At 34.2% G+C, this 20,817-nt stretch carries 15 protein-coding genes; 6 read left to right on the plus strand and 9 right to left on the minus strand.

The genetic code is table 11. The features are described from left to right. Positions 1-95: 95 nt before the first annotated feature. The 6 genes from B5X55_RS17810 to B5X55_RS17835 form a co-directional block, all read right to left on the minus strand. Positions 96-275, minus strand: a complete 180-nt coding sequence (locus tag B5X55_RS17810) for a hypothetical protein (RefSeq protein ID WP_079514433.1) — start codon at positions 273-275, stop codon at positions 96-98. 180 nt (positions 276-455) lie between these two features. After that, positions 456-2,945: a zinc-dependent metalloprotease gene (locus B5X55_RS17815; RefSeq protein WP_079514435.1), complete on the minus strand. Its 2,490-nt coding sequence runs from the start codon at positions 2,943-2,945 to the stop codon at positions 456-458. A 194-nt stretch (positions 2,946-3,139) separates the two neighbouring features. Beyond that, positions 3,140-4,570: an SLC13 family permease gene (locus tag B5X55_RS17820; RefSeq protein ID WP_079514437.1), complete on the minus strand. Its 1,431-nt coding sequence runs from the start codon at positions 4,568-4,570 to the stop codon at positions 3,140-3,142. 55 nt (positions 4,571-4,625) lie between these two features. Next, positions 4,626-6,317, minus strand: coding sequence for a lysine--tRNA ligase (gene lysS / locus B5X55_RS17825; RefSeq protein WP_079514439.1), 1,692 nt, complete (start codon positions 6,315-6,317; stop codon positions 4,626-4,628). A gap of 79 nt (positions 6,318-6,396) precedes the next feature. After that, complete coding sequence (locus B5X55_RS17830; protein ID WP_079514441.1) at positions 6,397-6,957, minus strand: TlpA family protein disulfide reductase; 561 nt, start codon at positions 6,955-6,957, stop codon at positions 6,397-6,399. A gap of 105 nt (positions 6,958-7,062) precedes the next feature. Next, a complete protein-coding gene (locus tag B5X55_RS17835) occupies positions 7,063-8,115 on the minus strand; it encodes a response regulator transcription factor (protein WP_079514443.1) in 1,053 nt (350 codons plus the stop codon). Positions 8,116-8,211: 96 nt separating this feature from the next. On the opposite strand from B5X55_RS17835, the gene B5X55_RS17840 reads away from it, so the two are divergent. Genes B5X55_RS17840 through lipB form a run of 3 tightly spaced genes read left to right on the plus strand, consistent with a single transcriptional unit; the run spans position 8,212 to position 9,859 of the window. After that, positions 8,212-8,367, plus strand: a complete 156-nt coding sequence (locus tag B5X55_RS17840; RefSeq protein ID WP_074669928.1) for a YqaE/Pmp3 family membrane protein — start codon at positions 8,212-8,214, stop codon at positions 8,365-8,367. A gap of 11 nt (positions 8,368-8,378) precedes the next feature. Then, a complete protein-coding gene (locus tag B5X55_RS17845; RefSeq protein ID WP_079514445.1) occupies positions 8,379-9,116 on the plus strand; it encodes a hypothetical protein in 738 nt (245 codons plus the stop codon). Between the two features lie 26 nt (positions 9,117-9,142). Beyond that, a complete protein-coding gene (lipB, locus tag B5X55_RS17850; protein WP_079514447.1) occupies positions 9,143-9,859 on the plus strand; it encodes a lipoyl(octanoyl) transferase LipB in 717 nt (238 codons plus the stop codon). Between the two features lie 34 nt (positions 9,860-9,893). Here the strand turns inward: lipB and B5X55_RS17855 are convergent, their stop codons facing one another. The 3 genes from B5X55_RS17855 to B5X55_RS17865 form a co-directional block, all read right to left on the minus strand. Beyond that, complete coding sequence (locus B5X55_RS17855) at positions 9,894-10,586, minus strand: TapB family protein (protein ID WP_079514449.1); 693 nt, start codon at positions 10,584-10,586, stop codon at positions 9,894-9,896. A gap of 119 nt (positions 10,587-10,705) precedes the next feature. Beyond that, positions 10,706-13,162, minus strand: a complete 2,457-nt coding sequence (locus B5X55_RS17860; RefSeq protein ID WP_079514451.1) for a hypothetical protein — start codon at positions 13,160-13,162, stop codon at positions 10,706-10,708. Positions 13,163-13,199: 37 nt separating this feature from the next. Next, on the minus strand, positions 13,200-13,787 hold the full coding sequence (locus B5X55_RS17865; RefSeq protein ID WP_079514453.1) for a ribonuclease HII: 588 nt from the start codon (positions 13,785-13,787) through the stop codon (positions 13,200-13,202). Between the two features lie 207 nt (positions 13,788-13,994). On the opposite strand from B5X55_RS17865, the gene B5X55_RS17870 reads away from it, so the two are divergent. From B5X55_RS17870 to B5X55_RS17880, 3 genes are all read left to right on the plus strand, one after another. Then, positions 13,995-16,808 (plus strand): TonB-dependent receptor domain-containing protein, encoded by a 2,814-nt coding sequence (locus B5X55_RS17870; protein WP_079514455.1) that lies wholly within the window; start codon positions 13,995-13,997, stop codon positions 16,806-16,808. Between the two features lie 15 nt (positions 16,809-16,823). Then, positions 16,824-18,242 (plus strand): RagB/SusD family nutrient uptake outer membrane protein, encoded by a 1,419-nt coding sequence (locus B5X55_RS17875; RefSeq protein ID WP_079514457.1) that lies wholly within the window; start codon positions 16,824-16,826, stop codon positions 18,240-18,242. 116 nt (positions 18,243-18,358) lie between these two features. Continuing rightward, on the plus strand, positions 18,359-20,350 hold the full coding sequence (locus B5X55_RS17880; RefSeq protein WP_079514459.1) for a putative porin: 1,992 nt from the start codon (positions 18,359-18,361) through the stop codon (positions 20,348-20,350). Positions 20,351-20,817: the final 467 nt, after the last annotated feature.

Here is a 20,817-nt window from a genome sequence, read left to right on the forward strand (position 1 = left end):
TTTTAGTAAATATTTAACTCCATCTGTAATATGATGAAAATCAAAAAGCGCAGCTTTTAGGCCGCGCTTTTAAGTAGGTAAGTTTTGTAAATATTTTAATTAGTTTGATTTTTATTTTCAAGATTTTTATAAGGATTGATTACAATATCAACCTCTTGCTCGTAGGTATTGTTCACTATTTCTTTTTGAACTTCTGCATTAGTATTTTGGTGATATACTACTGAAGCACATATGAAACAAGCTAAATAGATAAGACTTTTTAATTTATTGGTCATGATTTGGGGGTTTTATTTTTTTACTAATCTATAGAACATAAACGCATGAAAAAGCCCATTGTTGTGAAATGGGCCTTTTTTGATGTCAGAGATATTTAAATTGTGGTAAGCTGATTTCATTCATCGATGATATTGGTTTTTCATCGATAGAGTCAAAAAAGAGACCTAAGTTAGACTATACTATTTTGGGTCTAAAATGATGTTAATACGTTCAGAAACATCGTTTAAGTGATATTTTGTCATCATATCAGATGTTCGGTTTCTCGCATTTTTAATATCTCTATTTAATATGTTAAGTTCTGCTCTTGCAATGGTTCTAATATCAGATTGACTAGTGTTGACAACTGTTGATTTTCTGTAGCCACCGAAATCAGATGCTTTAGATTGGTTGTCTGCCGTTAATAAATATTCTAAACGGTCAACATGGGCTTTCTGTAGGTTTCTTCTATACGTATCAATGGCAGCTCCATTTCTAAGTTCAGACCAAATACCCTTTCGAAGTTCGCTCATCATTTGTATTAAGGTATATGCCTCATTAGAAAACGATGTTTCAAATTCAATAAGTCGGGCCATTTTTCCTAGACTTAATACATTGTTTAATGTACGTGCTTGCATTGAACGCATTTGTTCTAAAAATCCTGAGTATTCGGTACGTTCCAAAATATTCTGGTCTAACATCCAAACTGGGGTTTCGAACAATTGCTCATTTAAGAATGCCATTGCTTTTTGTTGATGTGCTTTTGGTACAGCAGTATAAACAGCACCTTCTTGGTCGTAAGTTTTATGATTCTCATAAACACCTCCAATATTATTAGAAACATGGCCCATATACCTATTAAACTGAGAAAATACCTGTCCGTAAAGTTTATTCAGGTCATCATAATTTTTTCCATCCTCAGTAGTCCATTCAATTAATTTAGGAACAATTCTTTTAAGGTTGGCAATACCATATTCACCAGCTTTCATAGCGTCATCACCTAAATCTTCTGTTTGTGAACTAGGGTCAACAATATCACCTACTTGTTGATGACCGAAACGATATAGAGGGTCTCCCGAATGCAACATTATCCACTTATCTAAAGTTGATTTTTCTTCTTCAGCAGTTGTATTCAATATAGGCTTGTATCCCCATTGAATTGCGTATTTATCGTAAACACCTATATCTGGCATTAAAGCCACACCTTCATCGCCTGGTTGTGCTATGTAGTTAAAACGCGCATAATCCATAATTGATGGAGCTGTCCCATACTTTTCTGTAAAGGTCTTCGAACGAAGAGAATCTACCGGATAGGCAACACTGCTACCCATGTTATGGGGTAGTCCTAAAGTATGTCCCACCTCATGTGACGATACAAATCGAATTAATCGCCCCATAATGTCATCTTCAAAAGAGACACCTCTAGCAGCGGGATTAATAGCGGCAGTTTGAACGAAATACCAGTTTCTCAATAAGGTCATTACATTATGGTACCAATTAATATCAGATTCTAGTATTTCTCCACTACGGGGATCACTAACATGTGGGCCGTTTGCATTTGGTATGGGTGATGCCAAATAGCGAACAACAGAATAACGTACATCTTCTGGTGACCATTCGGGGTCTTCCTCTATAGTTGGTGGCTCTTTTGCGATGATAGCATTTTTAAAACCAGCCGCTTCAAAAGCAGTTTGCCAATCTTCTATACCTTGCTTTATAAACGGCACCCATTTCTTTGGTGTAGCTCTATCCACATAATAAACAATCTGTTTTTTAGGCTCTACTAATTCACCGTTCTTATATTTTTCTAAATCTTCGTCTTTAACTTCTAAACGCCATCTATCTAAAAACTTAATCGTTTTACTTTCTTGTGCATCTAAACCGTAATCTACTTGTCCTCTAGCAAACCATCCAACGCGTTCATCAAAATAGCGTCGTTTCATAGGTTCTTCCGGTAATAATACCATTGAGTTGTTAATTTCAACAGAAATAGAACCTAAACTTTCATTACTTGGTGCTTCACTAGCGAGGTAGGTTTTTACATGGCGGACTTCAACATTTAAAGGGTAACTTTTTATAGATTCAATATATCCTCTACCCTCGTCTAAGCGTGAAACCTTATATCGTTTACGATAACGTTCTGGCATACCAAATGGTTTGGTGTCCTTTATAAAAATATCATTGACTTCAATTACGGTGCTTGGGTTTAATGAGTCTTTCTTAAAAGCTTTTATGTCGAATGCATAAAGAACTGGCTCAAAATTAGAATTAAGCACTGCTTCATGAACGGGTAATGAATCTGCCGCCACTACATCATGTGAAACAACCCTTAGCAATACTTTTTTTTCTTTCTTTTCCCATCGCAATACTTGGGTGTTTATTTTACCGCCACCAAAACCAATACCTGAAGCTGTTTTAGATATACGACTTACCATTAACATCTCTTTATTAAATAAAGAATCTGGTATTTCAAAAAAATAATTTTCTTCGACTACATGGGTGGTAAATAGACCTTCATCGGAAATAGCCTCTTTTGTTATAACCTTGTCATACGATAGAATCTTATCTTTTGATGTAGTACTCGCCTCTTTTTCAGTGTCTTTTTTCTTTTTTTTGAAAATTTGTGCTTCGGCATTTTGGTAGCCAAAAATGCATAATAATAGCAATAGTTTTAAAAGTAATTTTCTTTTCATTTTAGAGTTAGTTTGGTATTCTTTCAAAGATTGAAATAATATATGAAACACATAGTTAATAATTTCTTAAGCCTATTTTGTAACAATAGAAGGTGAGAGGCGTCTATTAAATAGGAATAATCATTTTATACATTCTGAATTAGTCAATTATAAAGCCTTTGCAAAATGCAAGGGCTTTATTTTTTTAGGAGTTTTTAGAACAAAAGCGGAAGTATAAATTGAAACAATCCTATCAATAAAAAAACTGCAATTAAATTTAAAATAAAACCGGCACGTGCCATTTCATGCACTTTAATATAGCCACTAGCAAAGACTATTGCATTAGGTGGTGTCGCCATCGGTAACATAAACGCACAGCTACTCGCAATAGTGATAGGTATTAGCAAATAGGTGATGGGTATACCTAGGCCAATGGCGATACCAGCAACTACAGGAGCAAGAACGGCCACTAAGGCTACATTGCTCATTAATTCGGTCATGAAAAGCATTAGAATAATCAGGAGTGATGCAGTCAAGAGAATACTTAGATTACTTTGTGCAATAATATCAGCGACTAGATCGACAATACCAGAGACCGACATGCCGTTTGCAAGAGATAATCCGCCACCAAAGAGAATTAATATTCCCCAAGCCAGTTTTTGAGTGTCTTGCCATTGTAAGATAAAATCTCCTTTTTTAAGATTATAGGGTAACGCAAATAGAGCTATAGCAGCAAAAATACTAATGAGCGTATCTGACAAACCTAAACTCGGGAAGATGGAATTGATTAACGTTCTAAATACCCAAAGAAATATAGTAACCCCAAATATGGCAAGCACCATTTTTTCTTTCCCAGAGGTAGGTCCTAGTTTTTCAAGTTCCTCATGAATGATTGTTTTAGATGCTTTGAACTTTAAATTTTGAGTAGGGAAAAATACTTTCACCAGCACAAAATAGCAAATTGAAATCATGATGAGTGAAAAAGGTAGCCCAATAATCATCCATTTTAAAAAGGATATTTCAATGTTATATTCATTCTCTAACAGACCAATTAATACAGAGTTTGGTGGTGTGCCGATAACTGTTGCAATACCACCGGCATTTGCGGCAAAAGCGATACCTAGCATAACGCTTAATGCGAAATTACGGTCCCGTTTTGTAAATCCATCTTCATCTTCAATCAGTAAATTAATGACTGACATGGCAATAGGCAGCATAACTACGGTACTTGCGGTATTACTGATCCACATACTTAAAACAGCGGTAGCGATCATAAAACCTAGCACCACTTTATTGGCTGTTGTACCTGTAAGCCGAATAATATTTAAGGCAATTCGTTTGTGAAGCTTCACCTTTTCTAAAGCCAATGCCATAACAAAGCCACCAAAGAATAGAAAAACAATGGGACTTCCGTAATTTGCCCCAACATCGCCAATGGGCATAATCTTTAAAATAGGGAAAAGTAGCAAGGGTAAGAGGGCGGTTACGGAAATGGAGACCGCTTCGGTAACCCACCAAATAACCATCCAAAGTGCAACCGCTATAACGGCGTCTGCATTTTCGGAAATCAGTGGATTGGGTAAAAAAATAAGTATAAAAAATATGATAGGGCCTGCGAACAGGCCTATTTTGCTACTTAAATTCATGCTGGTTGGTTTTGCCAGCTTCTAAGCTACTATTTTTTAATTATCCTTTTAAAATCTAGCTTAATATTTCAACAAAAAGAACGTCACCTTCCTTAAATATTTTGGCCAATTGATGTTTTGTAATGCCTTTGATGCCTTTGTCCCAAGCCTTATTACTTAAATCTGCCTTAGTTTTAAGAACATCAAGTTCCATTTTCTTTTCAGCCTTTAAGATTTCGAAAATTACTTTTTCATTATCAGATAATTGAAGAGGCTGCTTCTCTGGTCTCATTTGTGGGAAGAACAAAACTTCCTGGATAGATGCATTGTTGGTCATTAGCATTACCAAACGGTCAATACCTATACCAATACCAGAGGTAGGTGGCATACCATATTCAAGTGCACGAAGAAAGTCTTGGTCGATGAACATTGCTTCATCATCCCCTTTTTCTGAAAGTTTTAGTTGTTCTTCAAAACGTTCTCTTTGGTCTATAGGGTCATTAAGCTCAGAATAGGCATTTGCCAATTCTTTTCCATTAACCATAAGTTCGAAACGCTCGGTTAAAGCAGGGTTGTCGCGATGTTCTTTTGTTAACGGACTCATCTCTTTTGGATAGTCGGTTATAAATGTCGGTTGTACATAAAAATGTTCACATTTTTCACCGAAAATTTCATCTATAAGTTTACCAATACCCATAGTTTCATCTACTTCAATACCTAATTTTTTAGCGGTTTCACGAAGTTCATCTTCTGGCATACCTGCAACATCAAATCCTGTGTGAATTTTAATGGCTTCTAAAATAGGAACTCGTGCATATGGCGCCTTAAATTCAATTTCATGTTTACCTACGGTAACCAGTGTGGTTCCATTAGCATCCATGGCTATTTTTTCCAATAATTTTTCCGTGGTGTCCATCATCCAGTTATAATCCTTATACGCCACATAAAGCTCCATTACGGTAAACTCTGGGTTGTGGGTACGGTCCATACCTTCGTTACGAAAATCTTTAGAAAACTCATAAACACCATCAAAACCACCTACAATCAATCTTTTTAAATAAAGCTCATTGGCAATTCTTAAATATAATGGAATATTGAGCGCATTATGATGTGTTAAAAATGGACGAGCAGTTGCACCACCAGGAATTGGTTGTAAAATCGGAGTTTCAACTTCTAAATAGCCCTTGTCATTATAAAATTCACGAATACTGTTAGTGATTTTTGTTCTTTTAATGAACGTTTCCTTCACCTTCGGGTTAACCACCAAATCAACATAACGTTGACGATAACGCAACTCGGGATCATTGAATTCATCATATAAGTTACCTTCCGCATCCTTTTTAGGTAATGGTAAAGGTCTTAGCGATTTACTTAGCATAGTAAATTTCTTTACCATAATAGTTTTTTCACCCACCTGAGTGGTAAAAAGGTCTCCTTCAATACCGATGATATCTCCAATATCAAGCAATTTTTTGTAGACTTCGTTGTAAAGAGTTTTATCTTCACCGGTACAAATTTCATCTCTGTTGAAATATACTTGTATACGACCCGAACTATCTTGAAGTTCGGCAAAAGATGCTTTACCTTGAATACGACGCGACATAAGTCTACCCGCAACAATTACTTGCTTACCTTCCTCATAATTGGATTTTATACTTGCCGATGTGGCATTTAAAGGATATAAAGCTGCTGGATAAGGATTAATACCCAATGCTCTTAATTTCTCCAATTTTTCTCTTCTGATAAGCTCTTGCTCTGATAATTGCATATAAAAAAATTAAGACGCAAAATTACCTTATGCTGTTAACATACGCAAGACCTAAAACTATATGATTTCTTTGTCTGTATTAGTCGAAATGTAGTGAAGTTGAATAGTTTGGAGTGTATTGGTTTTGTAAAATGATTTTTAGAATATCTTCTTCTAATGTGGTTACAGGGGTTTCAATTATTCTATTTATTTCTCTTCCGTTTTTGTAAAAGATAAATGTAGGGACTCTACGAATGTTTAAACCCCATTCTTCTCCTTGCGGGCTTTTTTTGTACTTTTCTTTACGCTTGTCAAGTGCAACAATTTTAAGGTTTTTCATAGGGAAATCGACAGATTCTAAAATTTTAATAAATCGTGGAACTTCTCGTTTGCTGTCGCCGCACCACGTACCCATGAAGATGAGAATTTGGTGTTCTGCTAGTTTATCTTTGAACTGCTCTAAATTAGTAGTGTTTGCAGTGTAGGATGCTAAGTTGGGGAGAAACCAATTTTTGTAAGAGTTAAATGAGAGTCCTTCAACATTGATTTCACCCACCAAGAAGGGCTGCTGGTTTTCTACACTAATTTCTTGATTGATTTTTTGGGATGAAATAATGGTAGATACAAAAAGAAAAAGGGTGCATAGAAATAATAACTTCATGATTTTCAGTTTTAAGATTAGACCTGAAAATTCTAGAAATTGTTAGTTGAATCTTGATTTTAGGGGGTGGAAATAAGGACTAGTCCCTAGATGGATATTCGAAATCTACTGAAAACGTTGTTTTATTTCTTCCCTCGAATTAACATTTAGTTTTTTATAAAGATTATTAATGTGAGTTTTTACGGTACTTACACTAATAAACATATCAGAAGCAATTTCTTTGTTCGTTTTATTTTTAAGAATTTCTTGCACGACTTTTTGTTCCTGTTCTGTTAGCTTCTCTAAGGAATCATTTTGCATATTTTTCGCAAGTCTCTTTTGTCTAAGAACCAAGAAAATATTTAGGAAAATTGACAATACTAATAAAGAAGACAATAACCATTTCCAAAGACTACGCTCTGGGGTTTTATTATTTGCCAACTGCTGGTCTATAGCAATTTCTGATGTATACAATTCGGTAAATGGTGCGTTCGGGTATTTTGATGTCAACCGCTCACCTAAGCCTATGTAATAATCGGTTTTGGTAATGTCTTTCTGATAGTAGCTATGAGTTTCATTTCTTTTATCAGATAAAAAGCTGAAGATGTAAAGTTCGGCCAAGGGTTCATCTATACTTTCCCCAAAATTTTGAAAAGTAGAAAACCATTTTTTAGAGTTTAGTTTTCTATTGGCATCACTTCTAAAATCATTAAAATCAAAAGCCATCTGTTCTTTCAATATATCGATTTCAAGCAATACGGCAGACTGCTTGTTGGTAGATATGATTTCGCAAAGTGCTTCATTAGCAAATGATGTAGGGAAAGTAATGGTGTCATTATTATTGGCAATGAATAAAATACTTTTGCTGTTTTCACAACTACCGAAAAAGTGCTCTGAATTCGAAGCAGTCTCGGGGCAATCATCTAAATGAATTTGATAGATGCGATTTTCATCAATCAGGTTATTACCTTCGAAATTAAAATTACCTAAAGAATCGATGGTGGTTTTCTTTAGAATCTGCTCCATAGATATTCGACCTAACTTCCTATAATCTTCAATAATGGAAAGATATATGGTGTTGTTAGTTGCTTTATCTGCAATTTGACCTTTAAAACTATACTGAGAAAAACCCTTGGCGCTTAGTAGAACAAGCAAAATAAAAATCAACTTTCTTGACATAGAATAGGTAATGAACCTCTAAAATAATTGATTTTGTAACAAAGCAGTTTAATTTGCGACTTATTAGGTACATCAATCAATCAAAATAATTATCAAATGAGTTTAATAAGAGTTTTGCTCGCTATTTTTTTTCCACCCTTGGCAGTTTTAGGTAAAGGTTGCGGATCTTTTCTAATTGTTCTACTTTTGACTTTTTGTGGCTGGGTACCTGGTGTCATAGCCGCATTGGTAATTTTGAACAATCCTAATTAGAGCCATATTCCATGAGATTTTTTAAAGTATTTACTACGATTTTTATAGCAACACTTTTTGTTGCTTGTAATTTCACAGAAGAAATTTACTTTAATGAAGATGGTACTGGTAAAATGAGTATCAGTTTTGACGGAGGTGAAATGATGCAGATGCTACCTTCGACAGATTCTACACAGTTAGACAAGGCGATAGACTCTACACTGGTTTTTAAAGATTTGTTGCGAGATAAGAAAGATAGTATTTCTCAGTTGTCTGCTGAAGAGCAAGCCAAGTTAAAACGGTTAGAGCCGTTTAGTCTTCATATGAAAGTGGAACCAGAAAGCGGTATAATGAACTTTGACATGTATACTGATTTTAAAGATGTATCAGAAGTAAATGATGCGTTTAATGCATTTCAGAATGCCAGTTCAGTTGGCCCAATTGCTGGTGGTCAATCAATGCCCGAAAATGCAGCTAACGAGGCTACAGAAGTTAATTATAGTTTTAAGAAGAATAAATTCAAACGTGAGACGGTTATTCTAAACCAAAAAATGTTTAAAAAAAGTATAGATAGTCTTGCTAGCGCCGAGATGTTTCTGTCAAGTTCTATCTACACCTTCAAATATCATTTTCCAAAGCGTGTTAAGTCAACCAACATTAAAGAAGCAACTTTTTCGATAGATGGTAAGACGATGATACATAAGGTTAATTTCTTGGATATGATGAAAGACCCAGAATCTTTATTGATAGAAGTAGAACTTGAAAAATAGGCAACCGCTTTTTGTATCTTTGTATTATGAATAAAAGGGTTCAACTTCAAGATTTAGGGTTAAAAGACTATAAGGAAACTTGGGATTTTCAAGAGAAACTTTTCAAGGAAATTATTGACCTTAAAATTAAGAATAGACGAGAAGAAGAAAGTGTAGATACTCCTAATTATTTAATTTTTGTAGAACACCCTCACGTGTATACACTTGGCAAAAGTGGTGATATTTCTAATTTATTGGTAGATGAAAAGGCCTTAGAGGAAAAGGGTGCTTCATTTTATAAGATAAATAGAGGAGGAGACATAACATATCACGGCCCAGGGCAAATAGTAGGGTATCCTATTCTAGATTTGGATAATTTTTTTACCGACATTCATAAATACTTGCGTTTTTTAGAGGAAATGGTTATTCTAACCTTAGCCGATTATGGACTAAAAGCTGAACGTTCTAAAGGAGAAACAGGGGTTTGGCTAGATGTAGGCACACCATTTGCCAGAAAAATTTGTGCCCTGGGTGTTCGTGCAAGTAGATGGGTTACAATGCACGGTTTTGCTTTAAATGTAAATGCTGATTTAGGATATTTTGACATGATGATTCCTTGTGGGATTAAGGGCAAGGCAGTAACTTCTTTGAACGTGGAATTAGGTAAGAAAGAAGTTGATATGAATGAAGTGAAAGAAAGACTTCTTCGTCATTTTTCATCGCTTTTTGAAGCTGAATTGATAAAACAAAAAACCGAGGCCTAAGCCTTGGTTTTTTGTTTAGAATATGTTTTGGGTATTAATTACTATAAGCAGTGAGCAAAGTACTGCTCATTAAATCTCCATTTTTCTTATAAGTTTCTTGTTTTACCATACCTACACCTTCTGCTAGCCAAACCCTTGAAGGGTAGACTTGATTTGCCATCATCATCTTAGATTGATTTTCGCTGTATACAACGTAACAATCATAAGTTCCTGCAGGTGTAGTAACGCTTTCTTTTTTCTCAACTTTTCTGTTTAACATATCTACTGCGATATTCATATTAATACCGCTCATGCCAATTTTCATGGTCACATTAGCGTCATTTAGATTTTGACCAACCCTTAAATCATTCGGTATTTCAATATCATTACCGCTAATTTCGATATCCATATCACCATATTGATTCATCATATCGCTCGGTAATAAAGATTCGTAATCCAATGTAACCATGTTTCCAGTACAAGATAATTTATAGTCGGTGCTATAAATTTCTTTCCCTTTTTCGTCTTTAAGATTGATGGCCATTGTTGCGTTGGTAGTGTTACCCACTGTATTTGTTTCGGTAACCTTGTATGAGCTTATACCTTCAACTTTACCCTTCTTGTTATAATTTGTATATTCCATCGAAACACCTTCTGTCATAGGATAGAATTTGCTACAATTGTCTTGGGCGGTAAGTGAGATAATGCCAATTAAAAAAAATAGTACGAGAAGTGACTTAGTTTTCATTTTCAATAGTAGTTAAGGTTCTAATTAATAACTACTTAAAAATATAAAAACTAAATTAGTTATTTACAATTAATGTATAATCGGTAGCGAACCGACCATAAAATCTTCAATTTAATGTGTTATCGTATCTTAAAAACTTGGATCGTGTTTTCTTGGTCCTTAAAAACTAACTCTGCTTTTTTATTATTGTTGATATCAGCCATGTCTATAACTGAATTTCCGAAAATCGGGAAATTTGGTATTGATTCAGCCTGACTATCAAAAAGGTAAATTTTCTGATTTTGAATATCGGTTACAGAAATGTATATCTTATCATTAAGGTAGAAAATAGTAGGTTTTGAATATACTCCTAACTCTAATTGAATTTTCTTGTTACGTATTTGTAAAATATTATCGTTCATTACGGCCAAGGTTCTGGTTGTAGCATCCATTCCATGGTCTTTGGCTAAATTTAGTTTGGTAGAAGAAATACCCCCTTTTGTATCAACTTGAATTAAATCACCATCTAAAGAAGTAAAAGTGAATTTGCTTTGATACAATTTTATGTCATTATCTGAAAACGAAAATTTATCCTTTAAAGTTACTCTCGTTTTACCTACCCTATCGGTAATTTTTAATTGACCATTATCCAATTTAAAAATGAGGTAGTCTTTTTTGCCAATTCTAAAATGTTGAGGAGCGTCCAAAATATTTCCCTCTGCGCTATCATATTTGAAGCCTTTTACAATATCCCCTTTACTATTGTACATAAAGACCTTCTCGTTTTGTGTTACCACAAAACGGTAATTCTTTTTATTCTCGTAGTCAAAAACAGCAAGCGGGTTTAAGTTTCCTCCAGAGAATTTCATAGTAAAAGGCTTTACTTCATTTCCATTTCTATCTAAAATTAAAAACTCATTATTAGTGGTGAAAGCAAATTGTAGTTTTCCATTTTTATAAAGATCTACTTGCTGTACTTTGCCTTGAATAGTACCAGACAATTGCTTTTTCCACAAAATCTTTCCACTGTTTGATATTAGATAAAGATTGTTTTCTTGGTCTTGTACAATGATTTCCTTTTTACGATTATTGTGGTTGGTTACAAATTGAGGTAATGTAGCAAGGTCTGTATTAAATTGAACATTGAAGGCAGATGTTACTGTATTCTGTTCATCTTCTTCTGTGATTTTTTTAATCAAAAAATTCGAATGGTAAAATCCGTCATCAACTATAAATTGTGAGCCAAAAACATAGTCGTTGAGTTTGCTTTTGTCAAAAGTCTTGCTCAAAGATTTAGAGACTGTTTCTTCAAGAATATCAATAGTGCCTTTTAAGTTGGATATTGTTATGATACTTGAAGCTGAGGTGAGCTTGTTTTCAGCAGTTTTATAAAGGCTAGTTTTATCGAAAGTGTCACCAGATTTATATTTCGATAGTAAAGATTCAAGCCCACTTTTGGATGTTGAAAAGAGAAAGGTGTTTTCAATAATACTTGAATATGTAAATGAAGCCTCACCAATAATAGGTTCTAGAGGTTTAAAAATCTTATTATTTGATTTCAGTTCCCAAATCTCATTTCCGCTATATTCTTCCGTAGATACTTTCTCATCATTAATATAATCTAATAGCGTAGCAGTACCATATGTTCGTAGAAGTAAAATTTTCTCATTCCCAACTTTAGTTAAGCCAATTTCTTCAACAGTGTTTAAAAGTGAATCTAAAATTGAAGTTTTATAATTGGCAGAAGTTTTATTCTTTGAGAACTTTTTAAAATCATCAAATCCAAAAGATTTATAGTAAAGAGCCTCACTAGGTATTAATGTTGCTGTTTTGTTTTGTATTGGCTTTGTATTATTGAAAAGATTTAGAAAATGGTTTGTTTCCAAGTTTGTTTCGGTAATACCATTTAATAAGATTTCTGTGTCGTTTAAGGTAAGGTCAAGTGACAACCAACTTGCAAAATTAGATATGCTTTGGTCGGGAGTAAGAATTTGGTTTATTAAACGTTCGCCTTGCTCCATATCAAACCAAATATTCATCACTTTTTCTTTATTGGAAATAGCGTAAAACCTTTTCAAAGAAGAATTGATTTTCGGCGAATCAATTTCGTCAATAAGCTGTTGTAATAATTTTTCAGATGAGCACGTTACCCAATAACTTTCAATATATGAGCTAAAAAAAAGAGATTCACTGATTTGATACTTAGTAATATTCAAATTATTATAAGAATGAGTTTCAATACTTTTATCGGTAAGACCTTCCCAGTTCTTAAATGATAGACTGTCAATAGATATGTAGGTGTATGCTATGTTGGTACTGTCTAAAGGTGATATAGCAATTAGTCCTTTTTTTTGGTCAGCTAAGTAGTCTAATGGTTGTAGTTGGTTCGCAATTTTTTTAAAAGGTTCTAAGGTTTTAAGATTTTGTAAGACCTCGTTGGTTGATAGTTCGTCTTTTAAAGATTCAAAATCATTTATCTTAAAAACTAAAGTGGCATTATTCGGCACTAAATCTAAAATAGAATTTTCTGTGTTTACTTTAGAAGTGCAGGTTATGCATGATAAAATAATCAATGCATATAATAATGTATGCCTCATGGGTTAAAGTTTGTGTAAAGTTATACTATTTGTAATACTAAGATTGGTTGTCGGCTAAAAGCTTAAAGCTCATTCTATGATATTTTGTAGTACCATATTTTTTAATCGCCGCTCGATGCTCTTTTGTTGGATATCCTTTATTCTTTTTCCAATTGTACATTGGGTATTCGTCATGTAATTTTAGCATATAGGCATCTCTAGCAGTTTTAGCTAAAACAGATGCCGCTGCTATGCTAGTATATTTAGAGTCTCCTTTTATAATACACATATAAGGTATATCCTTAAAAGGTTTAAATCTATTGCCATCAACTATAATATAAGAGGGTATTTTTGACAATAAATCTATGGCATTGTGCATGGCTAAGATTGAAGCGTTTAATATGTTAATATCATCAATTATTTCGGGTTGAATATGAGCAATGCCATAACAGATACTTTCCTTCTTTAAAAGTGGTTCTAAAAGTTCTCTTTTTCTTTCTGATAAGAGCTTAGAGTCTGTTAAAATTAGGTTTTTGAACGATTTCGGGAGTATGATAGCGGCAGCTGTTACTGGGCCGGCTAAACATCCCCGTCCGGCCTCATCAGTCCCTGTTTCCTTGTGGTTTTTATAGAATTTATGAAGCATTGATATTCGAGTTGTTAAAAATTTTAATTTTTTAAGATTTTTTTAAGTTAAAAAATTATCAATATAAAAACATTATTTGTTTAATGTTATTAAAATAATAATAAACAATTATTTTTTAACAATTGGCTTTTTGAATTGTTAAAGAGCCTTGTAAGGCTTAACAATTTTTAAGAATTTTGAAGCAAGCTAATTCAAAAAAAAGAATTCATGAAACAGAAGTTAACGTGGATGTTGACACCAATATTGGTGCTCTTCATGACATTTTCCTATGCACAGGAAAAAAAAGTGACCGGTGTTGTAACCGATCAAGGAGGGTTTCCCCTGCCAGGAGTATCAGTAATTGTAGTTGGTACAACCAATGGTACACAAACAGATTTTGATGGTAATTATACCATTAATGTAAATCAAGGTCAGACCCTAAGGTATTCATACCTAGGTCAGAAAACAGTAAGTATGACAGTTGGGTCATCTGCTAAAATGGATGTTCAATTACAAGAAGATGCAGAGGCTTTGGAAGAAGTTATTGTAACTGGACAGGGTTCTGGTATTGCTCGTAGAAAATTATCTACAACTGTTGATGTATTGGATGCAGAGGATATTGATAAACTTCCTGCAAATCAAATAGATCAATTATTACAGTCTACGACGCCTAGTGCTCAGATAAGACTTAGTTCTGGTCAGCCAGGTACTGCAGCTATCATTAGAACACGTGGGCCTATATCCGCAGCATCATCTGGAACTCCGGTTGTTATTATTGATGGTGTTCGTGTAGATAACTTGAACTCTAACCCGCAATTAGGTATTGCAACAGGTGGAGCCAACGTTTCTGCATTGGCAGATATACCAGTTGAGTCTATTGAAAGAATAGAATATATTAAAGGTGGTGCGGCAACAACGTTATATGGTGCGGATGCTGCAAATGGTATAATCCAGATTATTACCAAAAAAGGTAAGGATGGTAAAAGTTCTGCATTTTTCGAAAGCAATGTAGGGGCTATTAAGGCTACAAAAGACTTCTTAAGATATGACAGAACTGGAGATGTTATTTTTCAACCAGGTTGGTCTCAGCAGTTTAGAGTAGGTTTAAGTGGTGGTTCAGAAAAATTCACGTATAATTTTGGTGGTAGTCTTTATAAAGATGACAGTTACAATGATATTAATGAGCAAATTAGAAGAACATTTACTTTTGGTCTTACGGCTAAGGTTACTGATAAGTTAAGATACCAAGGTTCTCTTTCTTTTGTAAACTTTAATTCGAACTTAGACTATAACGCAAACACTAGTTTTTCAAGGTTTTCTAATTTAGAGGGGTCTGCGCGTGGTGCAACAGATGAATTCACAGATGCCGAGTTCCAAGAAGAAACTGCAAGATATCAACGAATAGGGAAGTTGGTAGACATTGTCAGTACTACGAACCGTATTACAGCATCCAACAAATTCATCTACGATATTGACGAAAATTTCCAAGTAAATGCCACTTTAGGTGTTGACAATAGAAACACGGTTCAAGAAGAATTACAAAGCAATGCGCTTTTGGTAGAGCTAGGTAGTCTTGCACCGGGTACAACTGATCAAGGTAGTCTTACTAGAGTTTTAAGATCAGCTTTTACAGTTACAACTGATGTTAACCTTACTCATAAAGCTTATTCTGATAATTTTTCGTTCGTAAGTATTTTAGGAGGTCAGTTTTTTAGATCTACGGATAGGCAGAATAGATTAAATGGTTCAGGTGGCGTAGATGGTACAAGATCTTTGAATAATTTTTCTGAACAAACATTTTCAGATTTTGTTTTAGAAAATGCTAACTATGGTCTTTACTTCATAGAGAATGTTGGTATTTACGACGTAGCCTTTTTAGAATTTGGGGGTAGATTAGATAAAAACACTATTTCAGGAGCAAATACGTCTCCTTTATTACTTCCTAAAATTGGTCTTACGTATAACTTAAGTGATCATGATTTTTATATCAATTCAGGTATTAGTGATGTAGTTTCAACTATTAAGTTAAGAGCTAATTACGGTGAGGCTACAAACTTTGCACAGCCTTTCGATCAGGATAGAACATTTGCACAGAATCCATTCTTAGGAGGACCGTCTTTTACATTTGCTAATCAAGGTAATCCAGATTTAGTTTCAGAGCGAGTTGCTACAACGGAATTTGGTTTGGAGCTTGGATTCTTCAGTAACCGTTTATATTTAAGCGGAACTAGATATATGGGTATCACAACAGATGCTTTATTTACTCCTCAAGATCCACCATCATCTGGACAAGCTAATCAAATCCAAAATATTGGTGAGGTAGAGAATAGTGGATATGAATTAGCTTTAAATGCTACAATACTTCAATCAGAGAAGCATAATTTAAGTGTAAATCTTTCTTATAACACTAACGAAAACATAGTTACTGATTCTGGTGGAGCTCCGGCTTTCGTAGTTGGTGGTTTTAACGTTCTTGGTTCTGTTGTAGAAGAAGGACAAAGTTTGGGTTATTTACGTGGTACTGCTGCAATTTTACAAGATGATGGTACTTACGAGTTCGAGGCTAATACTGCTTTGGGTGACACGTATGCTCCTAATTTTGGTTCTATGGGTCTTAATTATACGTATGGTGATTTTAACTTCTTTGCAACTGCAGATTATCAGTTTGGTGGAAAAATTACCGATTTAAGTTTCTTATTGAGACATTTAAGAGGAACGGATGATACGGGAATTCCTGAGGAATTAATAGGTACTACTTCGCCTTTTAACTATGTGAACTTCTTTGTATTCGATAATGATTTCTTAAAAATTAGAAATATTGGAGCATCATACAACTTTGGAGATATAGCTAAGCCATTATTTAGCAATATTCGTTTAGGGGTAACTGTAACAAATCCTTTTAACTGGACAGCTGGTAATTTTGATCCAGAAACAACTGGTTCTGGTATCGCAGTACAAAATGGTTTTGCAAGTGGAGGTTTTGCTTATGGTACAGAATCTGCACCAAGAACTTACATAGCGTCATTAAGATTTGAATTTTAATAAAAAATTGTAAATATGAAAAAATTAATAATATTTTCTATTGCCATAGTTACATTTGGTTGTACTGGTGATTTTGGGGATGTAACCGACTTTAAAGAGGTGCAGAATCCAAACCTTTCTGAGGCATCTGTTGTGGGTCAGCCCAACTCTGCAGGAATCTGGCTTATTGGATTAGAAAGACAATTAGCCTTTGTTTTTAATGAAACATTGGTTCTTTCTGAACTAGGATCTGATAACTATGTGAATACTCAGACATTTTTCAACCAGTTTATGGATGGATTAGAGATTCAGATTACAGACCCTGATATGAGGGATACACAAAGAGCCATTCAAAGATTGCGTGAACTTGCTAAATTTGGTATTGATCAAGTTGGCCCAGGTGATCCTAATTATACTGCTGAAATAGAAGCAGAATTCAATTTCTTTGAAGGATTGGCATATTTATATTCAGCAATGTATTTTTCTGCTTTGCCTGCAGAACCTGTAGGGGTTCCTGTTGCAGCTGAGCAGCATTATTTAAACGCTATCGCATCCTTTAGTGCTGCAATTGATATCAATGCAAAGCCTGAGTATTATTTGGCTGTAGCAAGAGCAAATTATTACTTAGGTAATAAAGCTGAAGCCGTTAGTGCAGCAACTTCTGCTTTAGGTCTAAGTTCTGATTTTGACAGATTTGCTTTGTTCGATGAGTCAAATGGCCCGTCTAATACATTTGAAAGTGCTTTGTTTCAAAGAGGAACTTTTGATGATTTACAGCCATTGCCAAGTTTAGATTTTTTAGATCCTAAGTATTCGTTTTTAGATCCTAACGAAGACGCACCTGTACATTATTTAAAAGCTGAAGAGGCTTATCTAATTTTGGCGGAAGCGGCGTTGGCTGATAATGATGCTGGCACAGCAAAATCAAATTTAAATTCGTTGTTAGATGTAATCGAAACACGTGAAGTAAGGGATATTGATGATTCAATAGAACAACGTTCTCAAGTAGACGAAGGATCAAGACCAGACAACGCAGATGTAGTTGTTAATGGTGTGGCAGGTTTAGTTCTAGACCGTCAGGCTGGTATGGTTAGCATTCCTTCTGTTTCTGGTACTTCATTAACCTCAGATGCTATTGACGCTATGATGGATGATGATGCTGGTCTATCTTTATTATACAAAACAAGACAAGAAGTTTTTATTGCTGAAGGTCTTCGTATGGTGGATATGGGTGTTAAAATCGTAATAGATGAAAACGAAATATTACTTAATAGTAATATTAACCAAGGGGATGCAGGTACTACTCCTGTAATTCCTTCGTTTATTTCAGCGGTTATTTCAGATTTAGATGTTTTTAGTTATAATGTCCAATCTGGTGTTGTGACAACGGTAATTAACTTAAATGATATTTTGGTTGCTAATAAAAGCTCTGATCAAGTTGTTCCTTTTGAATAAAATAAACTTATTTGTATGCAAAAAAGCCCCTTATTTAAAAGGGGTTTTTTTATGGCGAAAACTTTCACATTTACTTAGCAACAAAAAAATTAACTTTGCAAGGGTAACAAAGCTGCATGAAATATATAGTTCTAGTTTTAGTGTTTTTCACATCTTCGATTATTAATGGTCAAGAAAAAATAGAAAGAAGAGATAAAAAGACCGATTCACTTTCGCTTTCAAAAAAGGCAATACCACTAAAGCCAATAGATAAATTGAAGGCAGATACGGTAGGCATAACTATAAAAGATTATAAAATAATCACTTTCGAGAGAGATACTACCTTTCTAGATACTACCCTTACCATTCAAAAAGAATACAAGTATAATTACCTACGTGAAGATGATTTTGAACTGATGTCTTTTTCTAATATTGGTCAAGCGTATAATACTCTTGGTGTTGATTTAGAGAGAATAAATATATATCCAAGTTTGGGGGCAACGGCAAAGGATAGAAAATATCTGGAAAAAGAGCAGATAAATTATTACAATGTCGCCACTCCAATGACTGAGCTATTCTTTAAAACCACATTGGAACAGGGCCAATTGTTAGATGCGAATTTAACGTTCAATACATCTAGAAGACTTAATTTCTCTGTAGGTTATATTGGCCATCGTTCCTTAGGTAAGTATAATAATAGTCAAATACAATCCGGTAATTTTATTACAACGACCAACTATTTGTCAAGAAACGGAAGATATTCTTTAAGAGCACATATTGCTGCACAGAATATTTTATCCCAAGAAAATGGGGGTTTGGCAGAAAAGGTAGCACAATTCGAATCTGGGGATAAAGATTTTATTAATAGACCTAGGGTAGATGTTCTCTTAGATGATACGGACAATAAGATTTTAGGTAAACGTTATTATTTAGACCATGTATATAAATTAGTAAGAACACAGTTAGATTCAACTCGGTTTGAAAAGACATCGCTGTCTATTGGTCATGTATTTGATTATGAAACCAAGTATTATCAGTTAATTCAATCGAAAAATGACACCCTTTTTGGGGATGTTATTCTTACTGACATTAATGATAAGGCATATTTAAAAACTTTCTACAACGAAGTAAACGCCGAGTTTTATAATAGAACGCTAGGTAAACTTACAGGAGGTGTCAATGTCTACAATTATGATTACTATTTCAATAGTCTATTTATCAAGGAAGATGGTACTGTTATTCCAAATAGATTAAAAGGTACTGAGTTCGGAATAGGGGGTAAGTATGAAAAAAGGATAGGATGCTTTGATTTCAATGCTAATTTGAAATATAATATTTCTGGAAATTTGACAGGGAACCTTTTGAATGCATCGGCTTCATATGACATTAATAAGGATAACAAATTAAAATTCACTCTTCATTCTTCTTCTAGGTTGCCTAATTTTAATTATCTATTATATCAAAGCGAATATTTAAATTATAACTGGGATAATAGTAAGGCGTTTGAAAAGGAAAGAATAAGTAGCCTTAAAGCTGAGTTTAATTCTAGTACCTGGGGTAACCTGATGCTTAAATACAGTAATATAGATAACTATACTTATTTCGCTCCTGTGTCTGAGAATGTAATTGAAGATGGTTTAGAGAATGCATACATTAAGCCCTTACAAGAGAATAATGGTATCTCCTATTTGAAAGTCAAGTATGAAAAGGAATTCAAGGTCGGAATGTTTGCTTTGAACAATACAGTAATGTACCAAAATGTGACACAAGATGAGCAAGTAATGAATCTACCTCAAATTGTTACAAGAAATACATTATACTTTTCTTCAGATGTTTTTAAGAAAGCCATGTACTTACAGACAGGAGTTACTTTCAAATATTTTACTAGTTATAATATGAATGCCTACAATCCTATTCTGGGAGAGTTTTATATTCAGAACAAAGAGGAGTTTGGAGGATACCCTTTGCTTGATTTTTTCATAAATGCACGAATCAAGCAAACACGTATTTATTTAAAGGCAGAACATTTTAACTCCGCTTTCTCTGGATATAATTACTATGCTGCGCCAGATTATCCTTATCGTGATTTTGTAATTCGGTTTGGTTTAGTCTGGAATTTCTTTTCCTAGTCCAAATAGTAAGTTACTGGTAATGTGTATTTTGCTATATTCAGTGCTATTTAAAATCACGTAATCTGCTGATTTATTGATAGTTAAATATAATTGTTGTTTAATCGCGAGTCACACTTTGTTAACTTCCGTAAAATCAGGGTTGTATGATATGTTGTAAAAAGTATTGTATTTTTTTTATGTAAAGGGTTTGTGTATTTAGAAATAGGGTGTACATTTGCACCCCGCAAACGAGGAAGATGTTATTGGAATCGTGGGTCGGGAGCAAGTTCATATAGATGTTGATTTACCGGATTAAAAAAAGAAATATTTATTTTTCTTAAAAAGTTGTCAGGTTAAAAAACAGTTGTATATTTGCAGCCGCTTAGGGAAACACCTAGGGGAAACGAAGGGCCGGAAGTCGTAAGATTTAGGTACTTTTTTAGAAGTTCATTGAAATATTGTGGAGATAAGAATCGAGAATAGGT

Source organism: Maribacter arcticus, assembly GCF_900167935.1.
Taxonomy (GTDB): Bacteria; Bacteroidota; Bacteroidia; order Flavobacteriales; family Flavobacteriaceae; genus Maribacter; species Maribacter arcticus.